Source organism: Haliscomenobacter sp. (assembly GCF_033763495.1).
Classification (GTDB): Bacteria; Bacteroidota; Bacteroidia; order Chitinophagales; family Saprospiraceae; genus Haliscomenobacter.
Window position 1 is genome coordinate 18,328 of sequence record NZ_JANRKL010000087.1, and the last position, 16,846, is coordinate 35,173.

Here is a 16,846-nt window from a genome sequence, read left to right on the forward strand (position 1 = left end):
AATCAGTAAATGAGCTTTAGAATTTACTCACCTTCGCATGCCAGCGGGTATGCGCTGTTTCCAACACGAGCAAGTAAATGCCTTTAGTTTGGTCTTGTAGGTCGAGGCTGAGGGTATTTTGTCCAGTCCAGAGCTGATGTTTGCTGGTAGCAATCAGCTGCCCCTGGGTATTGTAAACTTTAAGTAGGGCAAAAGACTCCGCCGAGGTTTCTACATTGAGCGTACTCACACCATCAGTTGGATTGGGGTAAACCTGGGCATTGAACTCGAAGTGGCTAGGCAGCGCACCTGTACGCAATCCGTTTTCATTCAGCTTGGAAGGCATTGGAGCACCAGAAAGATTGGTGATCGTTCCGGTATAACATGGATCGGGAACAGGCATGTACTTCACCGCGTGTGGAATCAATACGGCAGCGGTACAACTAGGAATTTTGCCTTCCTCCCAGTTGCGGCAATCGTTCCAGTTGCTGGAGCCACCGTTGCTGGTCCAGATCGACTTGGTAGTAGCGGATGGAGTACTGGCTGCGGTGATGCTGGCAGGGGCCGAATAACTCACTTTTACATAACACTTCTGGCCATTGTAGCCCGTATTGGTATTACGGATTTTGATGGTCAACCAGCGGTTAGATGCGTTGCTGAAGTTGCCCGTCACACTAGCGGTGCTTCCACTTTTGGCGTGGATTACATTGCCAGCGAGGTCGCAGAAATTGATGGTCAGGCTGCCGCCAGGATTACCCAAGGTGATGGCATAACTTACCGTACTGCTGGATTTGACATAAATTTTACCCACCACCCGGTCGTTTGGCGAGTTGTCGGGGGTGCGTCCTCCCTGGCCCAGAGAGCTACAGTGGCTATCTCCCAAATCATTATCCATTTCCCACTCCTGATCAGTAACGGCGCTGCGTTGAGGCGTGTAATTCAGGTGGGCAAACATGTTGGCTACGGTAGTGAATGGGGTATTGCCGGGTACAGGTGCCCAAACCGAATAGCCGTGTCCATACACGCCAGATACGCTGTGCCCAACCGCCTTGGTTTTGATGTATACCCGCTTGTCACCCTGCACGGTGGAAGTCATGGTGCCATTGGCCCCGGAATAATCCATCAGGATGGTTCCAGGAGCAAAATCGGAATCGATCCACAATTCCTGATCGGTGCTGTACTGGTCGTTTACACCGATGATAGCTTTGGCGCTGCGCTCAAATACCAGGTGGTTGTTGGCGCTGGAACCAGCTGGATACCAGGCCCCGGCTTCGGCACTGCGCACTTTGTAAACCCCTTCTTTAAATTGTAATTTTTGGTGGCACTTAACCAGGTTGTTAACATCGTTCCAGTTGGGCAGGTCGGTCGTGCTGGTTGGGAGGTGTGAGAACCTTTTGCCAGTGGTACCAACATTAAACATATCCTCAAAAAAGACAATTGGGTTACCATCCATGGCCATGATTACGGCGTAAGCAGCAGCCATGCGGGGTTCGCGGGGGTCGATGTGTTTGCCATTGCCACCTAGCTCCTGGCCTTCATTCCAGCCAGTGGCGTCACCCAAGCCTTTTAGGAAATTGCCATTAGCGGCCAGATAGGGGCGATAGGTATCGTGACTATTTACAAAAGGAATGGTGCGGTGAACCCGGGCGGAAGGAGAGGCATAATCGTTGTACCGTTTGCTCTGTTGCAAGCCGGGCAGGTTGGCGAGGTTGTAGCTACCACTCATGTTTTGGGTCACCATCTCGTACAAACTTCCGCCGGAGCCATAAGCGCGCAGGTTGAAGTCAAAAGTGCCGGTATGTTCTTCATAACCGTAGCCCACGCTGGCCTGAGCCATGTTGGTCACATAGCCATCCAGGTCGCCAGTGCTACCAATCCATTCGCCGATGTTGAGCATGGAGTAACCGCCATTGGCCCAACCAATATCATATTTCACCCGGCGGGTACCATCGCGTTGGGGGTAAATGCTGAAGTGTTTGACGGCATCCCAGCGCAGGCCATCAACACCACTTTGTTTTTTGAACCATTTTAACCAGTCAATTGCCCCGTTGTACATGTAATCATAGCCTTGTGCAGGGTTGTGGTAGGGGCGAGTAGCGGGATAACCTGCCGGAACGCCCGAAGTAGGTATGTTTGAGCTTTGGCCGTAGGAAGTGGCAGTATAATCGATGTCTGGCCCAAAATAGGCGGAACAGATGTCTCCTGTGCTGCAGTTGTTGTTGTCGTTGGGGTGGAAGTTGCGGTAGTTTTTTGCCCAGCGACCGCTGCGCGTCCAGTAGTCGTTTTGCGACTCGTCGATGGCGGGAGTGGCATAGCTGGAATAGCGGAAGTTTTTGTAGCCCGAGTTGCTTTGCATGGAGAAAGCATTGGGGTCTTGCCCTCCGGCACCGCTGGTGGTGCCTGCACCGTCCACGTGATTGAGCACGATGTCCTGGATGACCTCAATCCCATTGGCGTGCATTACGGCAACCATGCGCAGGAATTCGTCTTTGGTACCCAGACCAGTTGCAGTAGTGGGGCTGCCTTTTTGGTACTTGTCGCCCAGGTCATAGTGATCCATGGGGCCGTAGCCGACCCAGGTTGGCGACTGGTTTTTGTAAGAGGGTGGTACCCATACGGCATCGACACCGATTTGTTTGAGGCGGGGTGCCAGTTCGGCCAGGTAGTTGGCCCAACCATTGGGATAGTTGTTGTTTTTGTAGTCCCACCAGAAACCCTGGAAAACTACTTTTTTGATTTTGGTGGTTTGGGCCTGGCTAAAGTTGAGCCCAAGGCACAGTACTAACAGCAGTAGGGGGAATAAGCGTCTGATCATAAATCGGTTATTTAAAGCATGAATGAATTGAAAAAGTTTTGGGTAGGTCACTGATTTTCTGGCTGCAAAATAAAAGGAATACAAGCGAGGAGTGTCCCACTTTAAACAACTGGAACAAGTGATAAAATCATAATAAAAAACTGAAAATCAAATCTTTGTTGGAATGGACGAACTGCTTTGCAGAAAGCGGCACTATGTAATAGCGTTTGGAGCATGAAAAAAATTGCCTAGGCTCAGAGCATGTCTAAATATTTTTGTTCTAAGCCCAAATCGGGCCATTTGCAGCAAAACAAAAAAAATTAGACATGCTCTAAGCCTCAAATACCTAATTTACCCGCTATCTTGTTGCTACAAAACTCAAAAACGACTATGCACCAAATGATTCGATCCAAACATCGCCTACTCCTGGCGGGCGTTGCCCTGTTGTTTGTTCTTCTGGGTATTTTCTGTACGTCCTTTGTGGAAGATACCTCCACCTACTACGTGTTGGCCCCAAGTGGTCTGAACTTGCGCAAAGACGCTGATCCCAATTCCGCCAAATTGGACCTGGTTCCTCTGGGCGGAAAAGTAACCCTAATCGCTCCACCCGCAGCCAAAAACATGAACATCGACCAACTCAGCGGCGGGATGGCCCAGGTGAAATACGGGACTAAAACGGGGTATATCTTTGATGGGTACCTTTCCAAATTTCCACCACCCAAAAAAGCCATCAACACGGAAGGTGAGTATAAAATTGAAACCTATGTGGAAAAACTCCGGGAAGTTCCCGATGCTACCGTGCTGCACGAAGAGCATACCATGGACTATGGAGGGATTTATTCTTCGGAAAGTTCGATCCATTTGTCTACTCAAAACTGGCAAGAGGCTTTTTTGATTGCCAAACTGCTGTTGAACATCCCACCAAAATTGCTGTACCCCAAAGTTAACCGGGCAGTTGAAACCATCATTCCCAACCCCGACAAAAAGGAACAGGCCTGGTCGGATGAAATGAAAGTGGAGCGCGATAAATCCGGACAATTGATCAAAATCAGCTATTATTATCGTTCGGAAGGCGGCGGCTGGGGAGCAGTAATTTCCAGGAGTACGGAAGGGACGGAGACTCAAAAATTGTTGAAGATTGCTTATACGGGGATTGCGGATTAGGTGGGGTTGTTTCAACAAGATTAGTCTTGAGGTGAAACGTTTTTGCGCAGCTTCGATGCTGGTTTATTCGCCACGACGTACACGACGATCACAACGTTTCGCTCCACGCCGAAGGCGTATAAGTGCGATTTACTGACGGGTTAAATCCAGATTTATGCAAAGGGTTTTATTCCTCCTACCAGCCCTGCTAATCATAAGTGGGTGTCAACGCACCGATAAAGAACAACAAGTGCAAGAACTCCAACATTTAATGGCTGAATATCAAAAATTGCCAGAATACCTTCAATTCTGGGATTTGAGTGACTTGTTTTTACTTAAACCTGTTGACCAGCAAATTGAACTTAAACAAGCTATTGAAGGAGTTGCGTATCGGTATAAACTGGACTCGCTTTATTTTAGTGCCATAGACGAGCCTTTTGTAGATTACAGGACTGGGAAAATTGTCAATTCTTTTTCCTCGCAACAATTACGGGATTCTTTTTTTCTGGTGGTTCGTCAGTGGGAAGAGTCCTCATTTATCAGCAATCTCTACTATTTGGATGCCCACCGATGCCACTACAAACGAATCGAAATTGATGATTCCTGCACCCTTCCAAATTCGAAAAAGCAAATCTTTGATAAAGAATCCTTTAAGTATTTGGCTCAAAGGGAGGAGACACCAAAAAAAATCCGCATTGACTCAGTTTACCAATATTTGATGGCCTGTGGATTCAACCGCTTCCCCAGTCGGTTCAACAATTCATGTATTGACGGAGAAGTGATAACTGTATATTGTAAAACCAAGGACGATTACAAGGTTTCAGTAGTACACTGTCCAGCCGATTTACATCCTTTAAGGGTTATTCTCAATCGGGTCAAAGCATTGCTGGAAGAGTGAGTATAAAACCTGGGCCATGGATTCCTGAAGAGAGTTTATGGCAATAGCAAGCTACCAAAGGGTTATTGGTCAATCCTGAAGGAATTTCATGTGGAATAATTTCAACATAAAACCCTTTCAGAACTAGTGTAACCTTTGATGAGCTCCACGTTTTATCTAAAACAACAAATGAAAAAGTTACTCCTGATCTGTTTATTGTTTACGATCCGAGGGTCCTCAAATTCACCAGAACTTTCCAAGGAACAAGCGTTACAAATCTTAATTTGGAAATACAATCAAATACCTGAAAAATACCGGCGTAGGGACTTGAATGATATTTTGGATATTGGCCCCAAAAGCTGGAAAAAGAATCTAGAAGCTGAGATACGAGATGGAAAGATGCGACAGACTCAAGATTCATTGGTTCAAACCGCGCTGGAAGAACCTTTTTTTGACCAAAAGTTGCACGCATTCACGAATGCTTTCCACAATCCATCGATAGATACCTTTTTTTTGCAATTGGGAAATTGGGGTTCACTGTCTCTGATTTCAGAAATTTATCATTTAGAATCCAATAAAATTATTTATAAAAAAATCTTACGCGATCCTGATTGCAACTATATAACTGGCCCGAAAACCATTACAAAAGAATGCTTCACTATATTGGAAAAAAAAGAAAAACCCATTAGCAAAGAACAATACAGTGACATTAGAAATTTTATCCAAAAAATTGGATTTTGGGGTTTCCCTACTAGGTTTCATTTAAGTTGTATGGATGGCAATTATGTTTCGGTTTTTTTGCGAGAAAAAGATAGCTTCAAATATGTTGGAGTTAGCTGTCCCCCAGCGCAGCATTCTATTCAACAATTATTAAACCAAATCATTCAATTGCTATAATGGGGTATTTTGGTGAAAATTTATTATTTTAAATCGAAATGATTCAAAACAAATCTTATTTTTGTCAACTAAACACCACCAAATGCTACCACAACTCGCTCAACTCTTCTACCAGGAACTCCAAAAAATCATCGAAAACGATCAACTCGACGCGGCAGCCCAAACCGAGGCCTGCTATCAATTGCTCGTGGTGATGCTGATGGAGGCCACCAAGGAAGAGCGACTGCGCTTTGTGAACTTATTCTCGCGTATGGCCTTCGCGGGGCAAAAATTTCAGTTGGACAAAAAGCTCCAATTTTACCAACATCATTTCCGCAAGGTGGCCCAGGAGGTGCGGCAAAAAGGGGACTTGCGTTCGGATCACCATTTTTTGCCGGGTTTTGCCTATAAAGTTGTTTTGGAAACCATTCAGGGCCTCAGCAAAACTCCCGCTCCGAATGTTTTGCTCAACCAGGTTCCCCCCAGTTGGCCCCAAACCTTCCGTCCGGTCGACATCAAGGAATACCGCCCGGTGGTGCGGGTTTTGGCTCTGGAGGACCGCCCCAAGGAGCAATGCCTCCTGGTCAAAGATGAAAGTAGACCGGACGAAAACATCCTGGTCAAATACAACCTGCCCGAGCGCAACGAGGGCTTTAACCCCACCATCCGGGCCTTGCGCCAAACCTTTGGGTTCCCCATTCTGCTCAATCTGCTGGAAGTAGAGGTTGATACAGAGGGCTACTACCGCCCCCAAGCCTTTGTGGTGGAGCCCGACCATTTGGTGGATGTAACGGGCGTAGCCGAGTGTTTTGACACCGATCATACCGTGCCGGAAACTTACTTGTTGAAGAAGTTTTTGCCCTTTAGCTCCAGTTCGGCCTTGCTGCTGGGGCATATTGCCAACTTTTTCCTCGATGAATTGATGCACAATCCGCATCAGGATTTTCGGGTCGTGTTCATCAAAGTATTCGCCCTCAATCCACTGGCTTTTTGTTTGTTGGACAATCGGGAACTAGCCGACTTGCACCACCGCTCCCAAGCTCATTTTGTCAACTTACAACGGGAAATCGTATTGAGTTTTCCCGCCCAGGGCATTCATCCTGAGCAGTGTTACCTCGAACCCACCTTTTATTCCAACATTCATGGCTTGCAAGGGCGTTTGGATGCCCTGTACCGCCACGGCAACAAATCGGCCATCGTGGAACTCAAAAGTGGCAAACTCTTTAAACCCAATCAGTTCAAAATCAATACGGGGCACTACATCCAGACCTTATTGTACGACCTGATCATCCGGGCCACTTACGGCAAGGAAATTGACCCGACCAGTTACATCTTGTACTCTGCCCTGGAAACCGACAACCTCAAATTTGCCCCCGTCAACCGCAGCAACCAGTGGGAGGCGCTCCAGGTGCGCAACCACATCCTGGCCCTGGAGCATACGCTGCAAGGACTGGGCCTGCCCGGCCAGGGAGAAGACAACCTTGAAGACCATACCCAGCGCCTGCAAAACCTCATGGCCGATTTTCGTTTTCAATCCGCCAGCAAGTTTGCCCAGCGCGATCAAGAGCATTTTCAGCGGGTGTACAGTTCCTTGAGTGAGTTGGAAAGGGCCTACTTTACCGCTTTCACCGGCTTCATTGCCCGCGAGCACAAACTGGCCAAAACCGGTCTAGATGGCATCGAAAGCATCAATGGGCAGGCTGCCCTTTGGCTGAATCCCTTCCACGAAAAGCAGGAGCATTTTGAAATCCTGAGCCACCTGCAAATCACCGACAATCAGGCGCGGGCCGATGAAGCAATCATTCGTTTTGCCCGCAGTGAGCATACCAATCCACTGGCCAACTTCCGTGCTGGCGATATTGCCGTGTTGTACCCCTTTGTCAACGAGGAGCAATCGCCCCTACGCAACCAACTCTTCAAGTGCAGCATCATTGAATTGAGTGCCCAAACGGTGACGGTGAGCCTGCGTTCGCGCCAATTCAACGACCAGATTTTTAAGGAATATGCCTGGTGGAACCTGGAGCACGACCTGCTCGACAACAGTTTCACTGCTCAATACCGCGGCTTGTTTGAGTGGGGAAGTAGCAGCATTTCCAAACGCAAACTTCTGCTGGGCATCACTGCACCCGCGGCACCCCGGGAATTTCCCGCCAGTCCTGCTCCCGCCGAAATGACGCTGGAGCAACAGGAGATTTTCCATTCCATCCTGGCTTCGCAAGATTACTTCCTGCTCTGGGGCCCTCCTGGCACGGGCAAAACCAGTGTGATGCTCAAACACCTCGTCGGGCATTGGGCCGACCATACCCAGGACAACCTTTTGCTGCTGGCCTATACCAATCGGGCGGTCGACGAAATTTGTGAAGCCATCGAAGCCTATTCGCCCAGCATGCGCAGCCAGTACATTCGCATTGGTTCCCGCTACTCGACAGCACCCGCGTACCAGGATCGGCTCCTGAGTGTACTGTCCCAACGCATCAACACCCGCAAAGACCTGAAGGAATTGGTAGAAGGGCACCGCATCATGGTCGCTACGGTGGCTTCCATCATTGGCAAACCCGAATTGTTTGCCCTCAAAAGCTTCCAGCGGGTGGTGATTGATGAGGCTTCACAAATTCTGGAGCCGATGTTGGTGGGCTTGTTGCCGAGGTTCAAACACTTCCTGCTGATTGGCGACCACAAACAATTGCCCGCCGTAGTGGCCCAGGATACTGAACTGTCCAAGGTGTACGATACCCGCTTGTACGACATCGGCCTGTACGACCTGCGCAATTCCTTCTTCGAGCGCCTCTACAAACGCGCCCAAACCCAGGGCTGGCAACACGCCTACGCCCAACTCAGCCACCAGGGCCGCATGCACCAGGACATCATGGCCTTCCCGAGCCGCTATTTTTACGAGGAACGCCTGCGAATCTTGCCCCCGGATACGCCAGGGCATGAGGTGCAGGTCAAGGTACTGGAACACCCCCTGGAACTGGAGGCCCCCGTACTGGAACAGGCCCTGCGCCAAAAACGGATGATTTTTTGCTCCACCCCCCTCGACAACGTGGGCGCCGCGCACAAAACCAACCGCTACGAAGCGGAACTGGTGGGGGAATTGGTGGAAAGAATCCAGGCTTTGTACCAGCAGCAGGGGCGAAACTTCACCGCGCGCAGCGTGGGCATCATCACCCCTTACCGGGCGCAAATCGCCCAAATCCGCCAGGTGCTCTCGCAAAAAAACATCGACCTGGACCGCATCACCATCGACACCGTGGAACGCTACCAGGGCGGGGCAAGGGACATCATCATCATTTCGCTGAGTACCAATACGGTGAATCAGTTTCGTTCGCTGATTTCGCTGTCGGAGGAAGGGGTGGATAGGAAGTTGAACGTGGCGCTGACCCGGGCAAGGGAGCAGTTGATCATTTTGGGGAATGGGGAATTGTTGAGCGGGAATGAGGTGTATCGGGAATTGATGGGGGTGTGTTTTGGGGTGTAGGTTATTAGTGGAGGTTGTCTGGAAACAAATTTACCTTCCATAAATTTGCAGTTGATCGGTAAGTCCCTGGACTCGTGTTAATATTGCCGATGGAAGTTCGAAATGCTTAGACTTAAGCTATAGCCATATTGATATTTACAAAATGCTCTCGCGACATCGCTGCCCCATACCCAATACACGCCAAAATATCTTCCTGACTAAGATAAGGATACGCCTCCAAGATCTCCTCAAAAGTATTCCCTGCTGCCAAAAAGTCTAAAATCAGCGCAACCCAAATCCGGGTTCCTTTGATGCAAGGTTTGCCGAAACAGATATTGGGGTCTACCGAAATGCGTTCAAGAAGATACTCCATGAGCTGGTGAATGTTTTTAGCTGTACAAGGGTGATTTTCGGATACGGATTCTGTCTATAGTCATCAAATTAATGTGCCGCAGCAAATGCAATCGCCTCATACACATCGGTATTAGACAATTTTGGATAAGCTGCTACAATCTCGTCTACATTCATCCCTCCCGCCAAATAGGATAAAATAGCCGCCACTGTGATGCGAGTACCTTCTAAACGAGGTTGTCCATCACAATTATCAGGATCAGCAACGATACGTTTAAATCCGGTAAAATTTACGTTTGGCATAGGTTCTGAAATCTTCTTACAAACTTATGTTTATTTTGCCATTGAATCAAGTAAGACCAGCCCACATTTCTTGAACCAGCTCCCCACCCTTCCCAATCCCCTCATTTTGCCCTGGTCAAAACCCGTCAAAAGTGCCTTGCTGGCTCTAACAAGCTCCCTTACCTTGTACTCCGATAGCGGATTCCACAACCTAGTTTCATTCCCTGATGCCAGATTTTCCCCGCAAATCTCACGATGAATTTTTCAAAGCCTCCTTTGGACGTTTGGAAATTGCACGGGATTACCTGGAGCAGTTGTTGCCTCAGGATGTACACCAAACGCTGGATTTGAGCCAACTGGAACGAATGAATGGTGCTTGGGTTACGCCGGAATTGGAGGAATACTTCTCTGATGTGATTTACCGCTGCCCACTAAAGGAGGGCAAGAGTAAGGTTTGGATTTCATTTTTATTTGAGCACAAAAGCGCTCCTGATGGTTTTCCTCATTTGCAACTGTTGCGCTATCTTTTGGATGCCTGGCAGGAGCAACACAAACAAAAGCAGCCGCTCAGCCCAATTGTACCGATTGTTGTTTATCATGGCTTGCGGAAGTGGCGAAAGCGGGATTTGAGTAGCTATTTTGGCAAAAGTTTACCCCAAAGCCTGCTCCCTTTTTTACCACGGTTCGACTATGTATTGACTAGTGTTCAAACCCTTTCCGACGAGCAAATTTTGGAACTGAAAAAGGGCTTGCTCATTAATGCCCTACTCATGCTCAAGCACATTTGGAAACCGCAATTCATCCTTAAAAACCCCGAATTGATCTTCGTTAACCTTGAGCCACAAAACCAGCAGGTCAGAGACTTTGTAGTTTCACTCCTTGCATATCTTTTCAAAAACACCGAAATTGCCGAAGAAACCGTTAACGAGTTCATTCAACAAATTCCGGATGGCTTAAATAATAATGCGATGAGTACTTATGACATGACATGATTAAAGCTCAAGGCGCCGAACTCAAAGAGCGCGAAGTTGTTAAAAATCTATGGCAACTCCAGGAATTTTCCCTCGAGAAAATCGCCTTACTATCCGGCACAAACCAGGATCATGTGATCGAAATCCTTTTGGCCCACTTGCAGGAAGAAGGTTTAAGTGAAGCCGCAGCTCTTCAAACGCTGGAAGCTTATCAGGCTAAATTTGTTTAGGCTTGTTTTGATAACCCCAAGTCAAAAAACATCAAAATCTAGTCCAAGAAAAAGGATACTTCTCCCTAATAATTCTCCTCCCAATTCCCTTCCAAACCTTCCCCAAATTTCCTATCTTTGCGGCACTTTTTTAAACCAAACGCTAAGCAGACCACATCATGGCTTTCCGCAAAGAAAAAGACAGTCTGGGCTACGTAGATGTACCCGCTGACAAGTACTGGGCCGCACAAACCCAACGCTCCAAGGAGAATTTCAAAATTGGTGGGCACCTGATGCCCCTGGAAATCATCCGTGCTTTTGCCATCTTGAAAAAAGCCGCCGCTTTTACCAACTTTGAAGCTGGGGAATTGTCCAAGGAAAAAACCGATTTGATCGCCCAGGTGTGTGATGAAATTTCGGAAGGAAAACTCGATGACCAATTCCCTTTGGTGGTGTGGCAAACCGGGTCGGGCACCCAATCCAACATGAACGTCAATGAGGTGATCGCCAACCGCGCTCACGTCATCACCGGCGGGACTTTGGAGGATGCCAAAAAGGTACTGCACCCCAACGACGACGTGAACAAGTCACAGTCTTCCAACGATACCTTCCCTACGGCGATGCACATTGCCGCCTACAAAATATTGGTGGAAACCACCATCCCCGGCATCGAATTGCTGCGCGACACCCTCAAAGCCAAAGCGGCTGAATACATGAAGGTGGTTAAAATTGGCCGTACCCACTTGATGGATGCAACCCCTCTGACCTTGGGCCAGGAGCTGTCTGGTTATGCAGCGCAATTGGACTATGGCATTCGTGCCATCAAAAATACCTTGCCACACGTGGCTGAATTGGCCCTGGGTGGTACCGCTGTTGGTACGGGTTTGAACACTCCTCCGGGATACGCTGAAAACGTTGCGAGCCACATCGCGAAATTGAGCGGCATGCCCTTCGTTACGGCACCCAACAAATTTGAAGCCCTGGCTACTCACGATGCCCTGGTAGAAGCCCACGGCGCACTAAAAACGGTCGCGGTTTCCTTGATGAAAATTGCCAATGACATCCGTTTGTTGGCTTCTGGTCCACGTTCGGGGATTGGGGAAATCATCATTCCTTCCAACGAGCCTGGTTCTTCCATCATGCCCGGCAAGGTGAACCCTACCCAATCCGAAGCCATGACCATGGCCATGGCACAAGTAGTGGGCAACGACGTAACCATCAACATTGGAGGCATGAACGGCCATTTTGAACTCAACGTGTTCAAGCCGGTCATCATCTTCAACTTCCTGACCTCAGCGCGTTTGATCGGCGATGCTTGTGTGAGCTTCAACGAAAACTGTGCGGTGGGCATCGAACCCAACTACGCCCGCATTACCGACCAACTCAACAATTCCCTGATGTTGGTAACGGCATTGAATACCAAAATTGGCTACGACAACGCGGCCAGCATCGCCAAAAAAGCACACGCTGAAAATACCACGCTGAAACAAGCTGCCATCGATCTGGGCTTGTTGACCAGCGAACAATTTGATGAGTGGGTGCGGCCTGAAGAAATGATTTAGGACTGCCCTCCGCTGATAAGAGTCTGCTTACGCTGGTACAAGTCTCCAGACTTGTACCAGTATTTTCGCGTCTCTGACGCACAAGCAACGCAAAAATACAGCGTTCTTACACGTAAAAGACGTGTTGATATTGGTACAAGTCTGGAGACTTGTGCCAGCAGAAAATGCAGGATTGTGGAGACGCACGGCCGTGCGTCTCTACGGTGCGTTGAACTGATTTATCCTAAACCCCATAACCACTCCACCCATGCACCCGATAAAACAAACAGCCAGTGGCTACGTCTATGAACAGGGAAGCACCCGCGGCATTCCCGGCGTGATGGTCAGCAACCAACGCCAGGTCGTTTTGACCGATGAGCACGGTTACTATGAACTGCCGCTAGAAGAAGACTGTAGCATCATCCTTACCGAGCCTGCCGCTTACACCTTCCCGTTAAATGAACACCAGCAGCCGCAGTTTTATTACCTCTACCGCCCCAATGGCTCGCCTGAACCCGAGCGGTTGAGCCCTTATCCTGCCATTGAGCCAACGGGTGAAGTGCCGAACCCACTGAATTTTTATTTGATCAAAACGGAGGCCAAAGCTGAGTTTACCGCCATTTTAATGGGCGACATCCAGCCCGAAACCAGCAAAGAAGTTGAGTATTTTCGTCGTTTGGCTGTTCCTGCTTTGCAACAAGAACAGGCCGACTTTATGATCCCCCTCGGCGATCTCGCCTGGGATGAACTGGAAGTACATCCTGAAGTGCAGGCTGCCATTGGAGAAATTGGCAAACCATGGCACGTAGTCATGGGCAATCACGACATCAACATCCGGGCCACCCAAAATCGGTATGCCCGCGAAAGTTTCCAATACTTTTTTGGCCCCACCTATTATTCCTTTGATTATGGTCAGGTGCATTTTGTGGTGTTGGATGATGTAGACTACAGCGGCTGGAACCTGAAACGCGACGAACAAGGCATCACCGAAGGGCGGCTGGATGCCCGGCAGTTGGAGTGGTTGGCCAATGATCTGGCGCTAGTCCCCCAAGATAAACTCGTTTTTATCCTTTCACACATCCCCATTTATACCAAAACAGCAGCGCACAACCCCTACCGAAACATCATGAACCGACGGGATTTGTATGCTTTGTTAAAAAAACGCCCCCACTTGTTTGCGGCCTCGGCGCATACCCATACCATTGAACAAGTTGATTTGAAGGAAGGTGGTTGGGAGCAACGCAACGTGCCTTTTCCAGAACTGATTTCCGGTGCCATTTGTGGCGCCTGGTGGCAAGGGCCCCTGGAAGAGGATGGCCTGCCCGTGCGTATGGCGATGGATGGGGCCCCCAATGGATATTTTGTTTGTCAGTTTTCCGGTACCACTGTGAAGTGCCAATTCAAACCATTAGGAGTACCTGAGAGCAAATCGCGCTACGTCCTGCGCTTTCCACGTAGCCTTGGTTCAAGTGCTGGCGAGTTGGTTGTCAATGCTTTTGCCACGCCGCCCGATGCCACGATTGAAGTGAGTTGGAATGGGGGTGAGTTTATTCCCCTCAAACAGTTTGAAGGCACCGATGCCTACGTGGAAGAATTTTTGACCACCCACCGCGACAAATACGACATCTGGATGGGGGCCAAAGTGAACCTGCACTTGTGGAAAGGCACGTTACCCAAAGGCCTGGGGGATGGCAAACACCAGTTGGAAGTCAGGATTGTGGAAAAAAATGGGGAGCAGTATGGGGGGGGGCATTTTTTGGAGGTCAATACGTTGGCCAAAACGAAGATTAAGGGGTAAACTCAAATTAAAGGGTTATAAAAAATGAACATTTATTTTGCTCCATTACAAAGGATGCCTAGTTGCCTTTTGATTTTTGTGCTTACTTTCGGCCTCATAAACAAATAAACAACATTTAGTGATGAAGCAATTTATCAGCACCTTCCTGATGTTGGGCTGGGCACTATGTGCAACAGCCCAACACAGCACAACCCTCCTCAACGAACCCCTGGACTTGAGCAAAGACTTCAGGGATTTTACCAACACCTATTTCCTGGCCGACAGCCTCGCCGCCTTCGACCCCGCCACTGGCCAGGGCCAGCTCAAATGGCGGCGCAACGAGTATTACCCGGCACATGCCTTCAACAACACCCAGGCGGGGCTTCGCAAAATTCAGGGCAATGAATTTCCGGGCATAGAGTACGCGGTGGACCCAGTGCTGCCTTTTAGTGTAGAGTTTGTATCGCCACGTGCGGTACGGATTCGGGCCAATACCGGGCAGGCTGCTCCAGTCACCGAGCCTTCTTTAATGCTAGTCAAAGAACCCGGCAAGGACAATTCCTGGCAATACAGCAAAACTCCCAATGGGCACCAGTACAAAAGTGCATTTGGTAGTGTAACCATTACACCCAACCCCTGGACCATCGAATTCAGGGATGCCAGCGGCAAATTACTGACCAAAACCTGGCACCAGAGTAACAGCCGCTCTTTTACCCCCATCCTGCCCTTTTCTTTTGTACGCCGAGCGGGGGATTATTCTAGGAGTGTGAGTGCTGCATTTGCTTTGTCGCCCGATGAAAAAATCTACGGCTGTGGCGAGTCTTTCACCAGCCTAAACAAATACGGCCAAAAGGTCAACCTGTTTACCACCGACCCCAATGGTGTGGAAAATGCCGGGATGTACAAGCCGATACCTTTTTTCATGAGCAGCCGTGGTTATGGGATGTTCATGCACACCTCGTCTCCGGTTACCTGCGATTTTGGGGCTACTTATGGTGCTGTAACCAACCTGATGATAGGGGATGAAAACCTGGACTTGTTCGTGTTTTTAGGGGAGCCCAAAGACATTCTGGATGAATACACCAACCTGACGGGCAAAGCCAGTATGCCGCCACTGTGGTCCTTTGGGTTATGGATGAGCCGAATCACGTATTTCTCAGAAGCAGATGGTCGGAATGTGGCCAACCTGCTGCGGAAAAATGGCATTCCATCGGATGTGATCCACTTTGACACCGGCTGGTTTGGTACGGATTGGCGTTGTGATTACCAATTTGCGAAGGATCGTTTTCCTGATCCACAAAAAATGATCAGTGACCTCAAAGCCCAGGGTTTCCGCACCTGCTTGTGGCAATTGCCTTATTTTGTGCCCAAAAATGACCTTTTTCCGGAGATCATTGCCAAAGGATTGCATGTAAAAAACCCCAAAGGTGGGTTGCCTTATGAAGACGCGGTGCTCGATTTTACCAATCCCAACGCCATCAAATGGTATCAGGATAAAATTGGCAACTTGTTGAAACTCGGCGTTTCGGTCATCAAAGTTGACTTTGGGGAAGCAGCCCCTTTGAATGGCATTTACGCCAATGGCCGCAGCGGTTTTTACGAGCACAACCTCTATCCCTTGCGCTACAACAAAACCGTAGCCGACATCACCAAACAAATTACCGGAGACCACATCATCTGGGCGCGCAGTACCTGGGCGGGCAGCCAGCGTTACCCGCTACATTGGGGTGGTGACGCGGAATGCTCCGACATGGGTATGGAGGCGCAGTTGCGGGGAGGTTTGTCACTGGGCTTGTCTGGTTTTACTTTTTGGAGTCACGATGCAGGGGGCTTTACGACCCGCACGCCGGAGGAATTGTACCGCCGTTGGGCACCCTTTAGCCTGTTTAGCTCGCACTCTCGTTGTCATGGCCAAGCCCCCAAAGAGCCCTGGGAATTCAGCGAAAATTTTTTGAACCATTTCCGCAATGCGACCGAAACCCGCTATCGGCTGATGCCCTACATTTATGCTCAAGCCAAAGCTTCCAGTGAAAAGGGCCTGCCGATGTTGCGCGCCCTTTTTGTGGAATTCCCTCAAGACCCAGGTTCCTGGCTCATCGAAAATGAATACCTCCTGGGCTCGGATATGTTGGTTGCACCCCTTTTTGAAACAGGTGCCACCCAGCGCAAGGTATACCTGCCAGAGGGCAAATGGATCGATTACCAAACGGGCAAAGTGTACAACGGCGGCTGGCATGTGATTGATGGCGGCAAGTTGTCTTTGGTGGTGATGATCCGGGATGGAGCCGTAATCCCCCATGCGGAATTGGCGCAAAGTACGGATCAAATTGACTGGTCAAAAATCACGCTACAAACCTATACCAGCACTGGTGCGGCCAAAGGCAAGGTTTGTTTACCTGCGGAAAATGTGTTGCAAGAAGTGAATGTGACGATGAAAAATGGCAAAGGAACATTGGCAAAAGATCCTTATGCGGGGAAAATCAAGTGGATGATTAAATGATTAAAATAGTTGAATTAAGAGTGAAGAGTACATGAGTTTTGAGTTTAGAAGTGGGCTACCGCAGCGACTTTGACACAGTCCTGGTCAAA

General features: G+C 49.0%; 12 protein-coding genes. 9 read left to right on the top strand and 3 right to left on the bottom strand.

The features are described from left to right. Positions 1–16 precede the first annotated feature (16 nt). A complete protein-coding gene (locus tag SFV55_RS09335) occupies positions 17–2,794 on the bottom strand; it encodes a T9SS type A sorting domain-containing protein (protein ID WP_320029223.1) in 2,778 nt (925 codons plus the stop codon). Between the two features lie 378 nt (positions 2,795–3,172). On the opposite strand from SFV55_RS09335, the gene SFV55_RS09340 reads away from it, so the two are divergent. From SFV55_RS09340 to SFV55_RS09355, 4 genes are all read left to right on the top strand, one after another. Next, positions 3,173–3,937 (top strand): SH3 domain-containing protein, encoded by a 765-nt coding sequence (locus tag SFV55_RS09340; RefSeq protein WP_320029224.1) that lies wholly within the window; start codon positions 3,173–3,175, stop codon positions 3,935–3,937. 154 nt (positions 3,938–4,091) lie between these two features. Continuing rightward, the gene (locus SFV55_RS09345) at positions 4,092–4,814 is read left to right on the top strand and encodes a hypothetical protein (RefSeq protein WP_320029225.1); all 723 of its coding nucleotides are present in this window, start codon (positions 4,092–4,094) and stop codon (positions 4,812–4,814) included. A 168-nt stretch (positions 4,815–4,982) separates the two neighbouring features. Beyond that, a complete protein-coding gene (locus SFV55_RS09350; protein ID WP_320029226.1) occupies positions 4,983–5,690 on the top strand; it encodes a hypothetical protein in 708 nt (235 codons plus the stop codon). A gap of 82 nt (positions 5,691–5,772) precedes the next feature. After that, a complete protein-coding gene (locus tag SFV55_RS09355) occupies positions 5,773–9,147 on the top strand; it encodes a DEAD/DEAH box helicase (RefSeq protein ID WP_320029227.1) in 3,375 nt (1,124 codons plus the stop codon). Positions 9,148–9,259: 112 nt separating this feature from the next. Here the strand turns inward: SFV55_RS09355 and SFV55_RS09360 are convergent, their stop codons facing one another. After that, a complete protein-coding gene (locus tag SFV55_RS09360) occupies positions 9,260–9,499 on the bottom strand; it encodes a DUF433 domain-containing protein (protein WP_320029228.1) in 240 nt (79 codons plus the stop codon). A 68-nt stretch (positions 9,500–9,567) separates the two neighbouring features. Next, the gene (locus tag SFV55_RS09365) at positions 9,568–9,780 is read right to left on the bottom strand and encodes a DUF433 domain-containing protein (RefSeq protein ID WP_320029229.1); all 213 of its coding nucleotides are present in this window, start codon (positions 9,778–9,780) and stop codon (positions 9,568–9,570) included. A gap of 206 nt (positions 9,781–9,986) precedes the next feature. On the opposite strand from SFV55_RS09365, the gene SFV55_RS09370 reads away from it, so the two are divergent. The 5 genes from SFV55_RS09370 (at position 9,987) to SFV55_RS09390 (ending at position 16,757) form a co-directional block, all read left to right on the top strand. After that, the gene (locus SFV55_RS09370; protein WP_320029230.1) at positions 9,987–10,751 is read left to right on the top strand and encodes an Rpn family recombination-promoting nuclease/putative transposase; all 765 of its coding nucleotides are present in this window, start codon (positions 9,987–9,989) and stop codon (positions 10,749–10,751) included. After that, positions 10,748–10,960, top strand: coding sequence for a hypothetical protein (locus tag SFV55_RS09375; protein ID WP_320029231.1), 213 nt, complete (start codon positions 10,748–10,750; stop codon positions 10,958–10,960). The genes SFV55_RS09370 and SFV55_RS09375 overlap by 4 nt, the downstream gene beginning before the upstream one ends. Positions 10,961–11,118: 158 nt before the next feature. Beyond that, positions 11,119–12,501 carry a class II fumarate hydratase gene (gene fumC, locus SFV55_RS09380; RefSeq protein WP_320029232.1) on the top strand — a complete coding sequence of 461 codons (1,383 nt, stop codon included), beginning with the start codon at positions 11,119–11,121 and terminating at the stop codon, positions 12,499–12,501. 247 nt (positions 12,502–12,748) lie between these two features. Continuing rightward, a complete protein-coding gene (locus SFV55_RS09385; protein WP_320029233.1) occupies positions 12,749–14,278 on the top strand; it encodes a calcineurin-like phosphoesterase family protein in 1,530 nt (509 codons plus the stop codon). 121 nt (positions 14,279–14,399) lie between these two features. Then, complete coding sequence (locus tag SFV55_RS09390) at positions 14,400–16,757, top strand: alpha-xylosidase (RefSeq protein WP_320029234.1); 2,358 nt, start codon at positions 14,400–14,402, stop codon at positions 16,755–16,757. Positions 16,758–16,846: the final 89 nt, after the last annotated feature.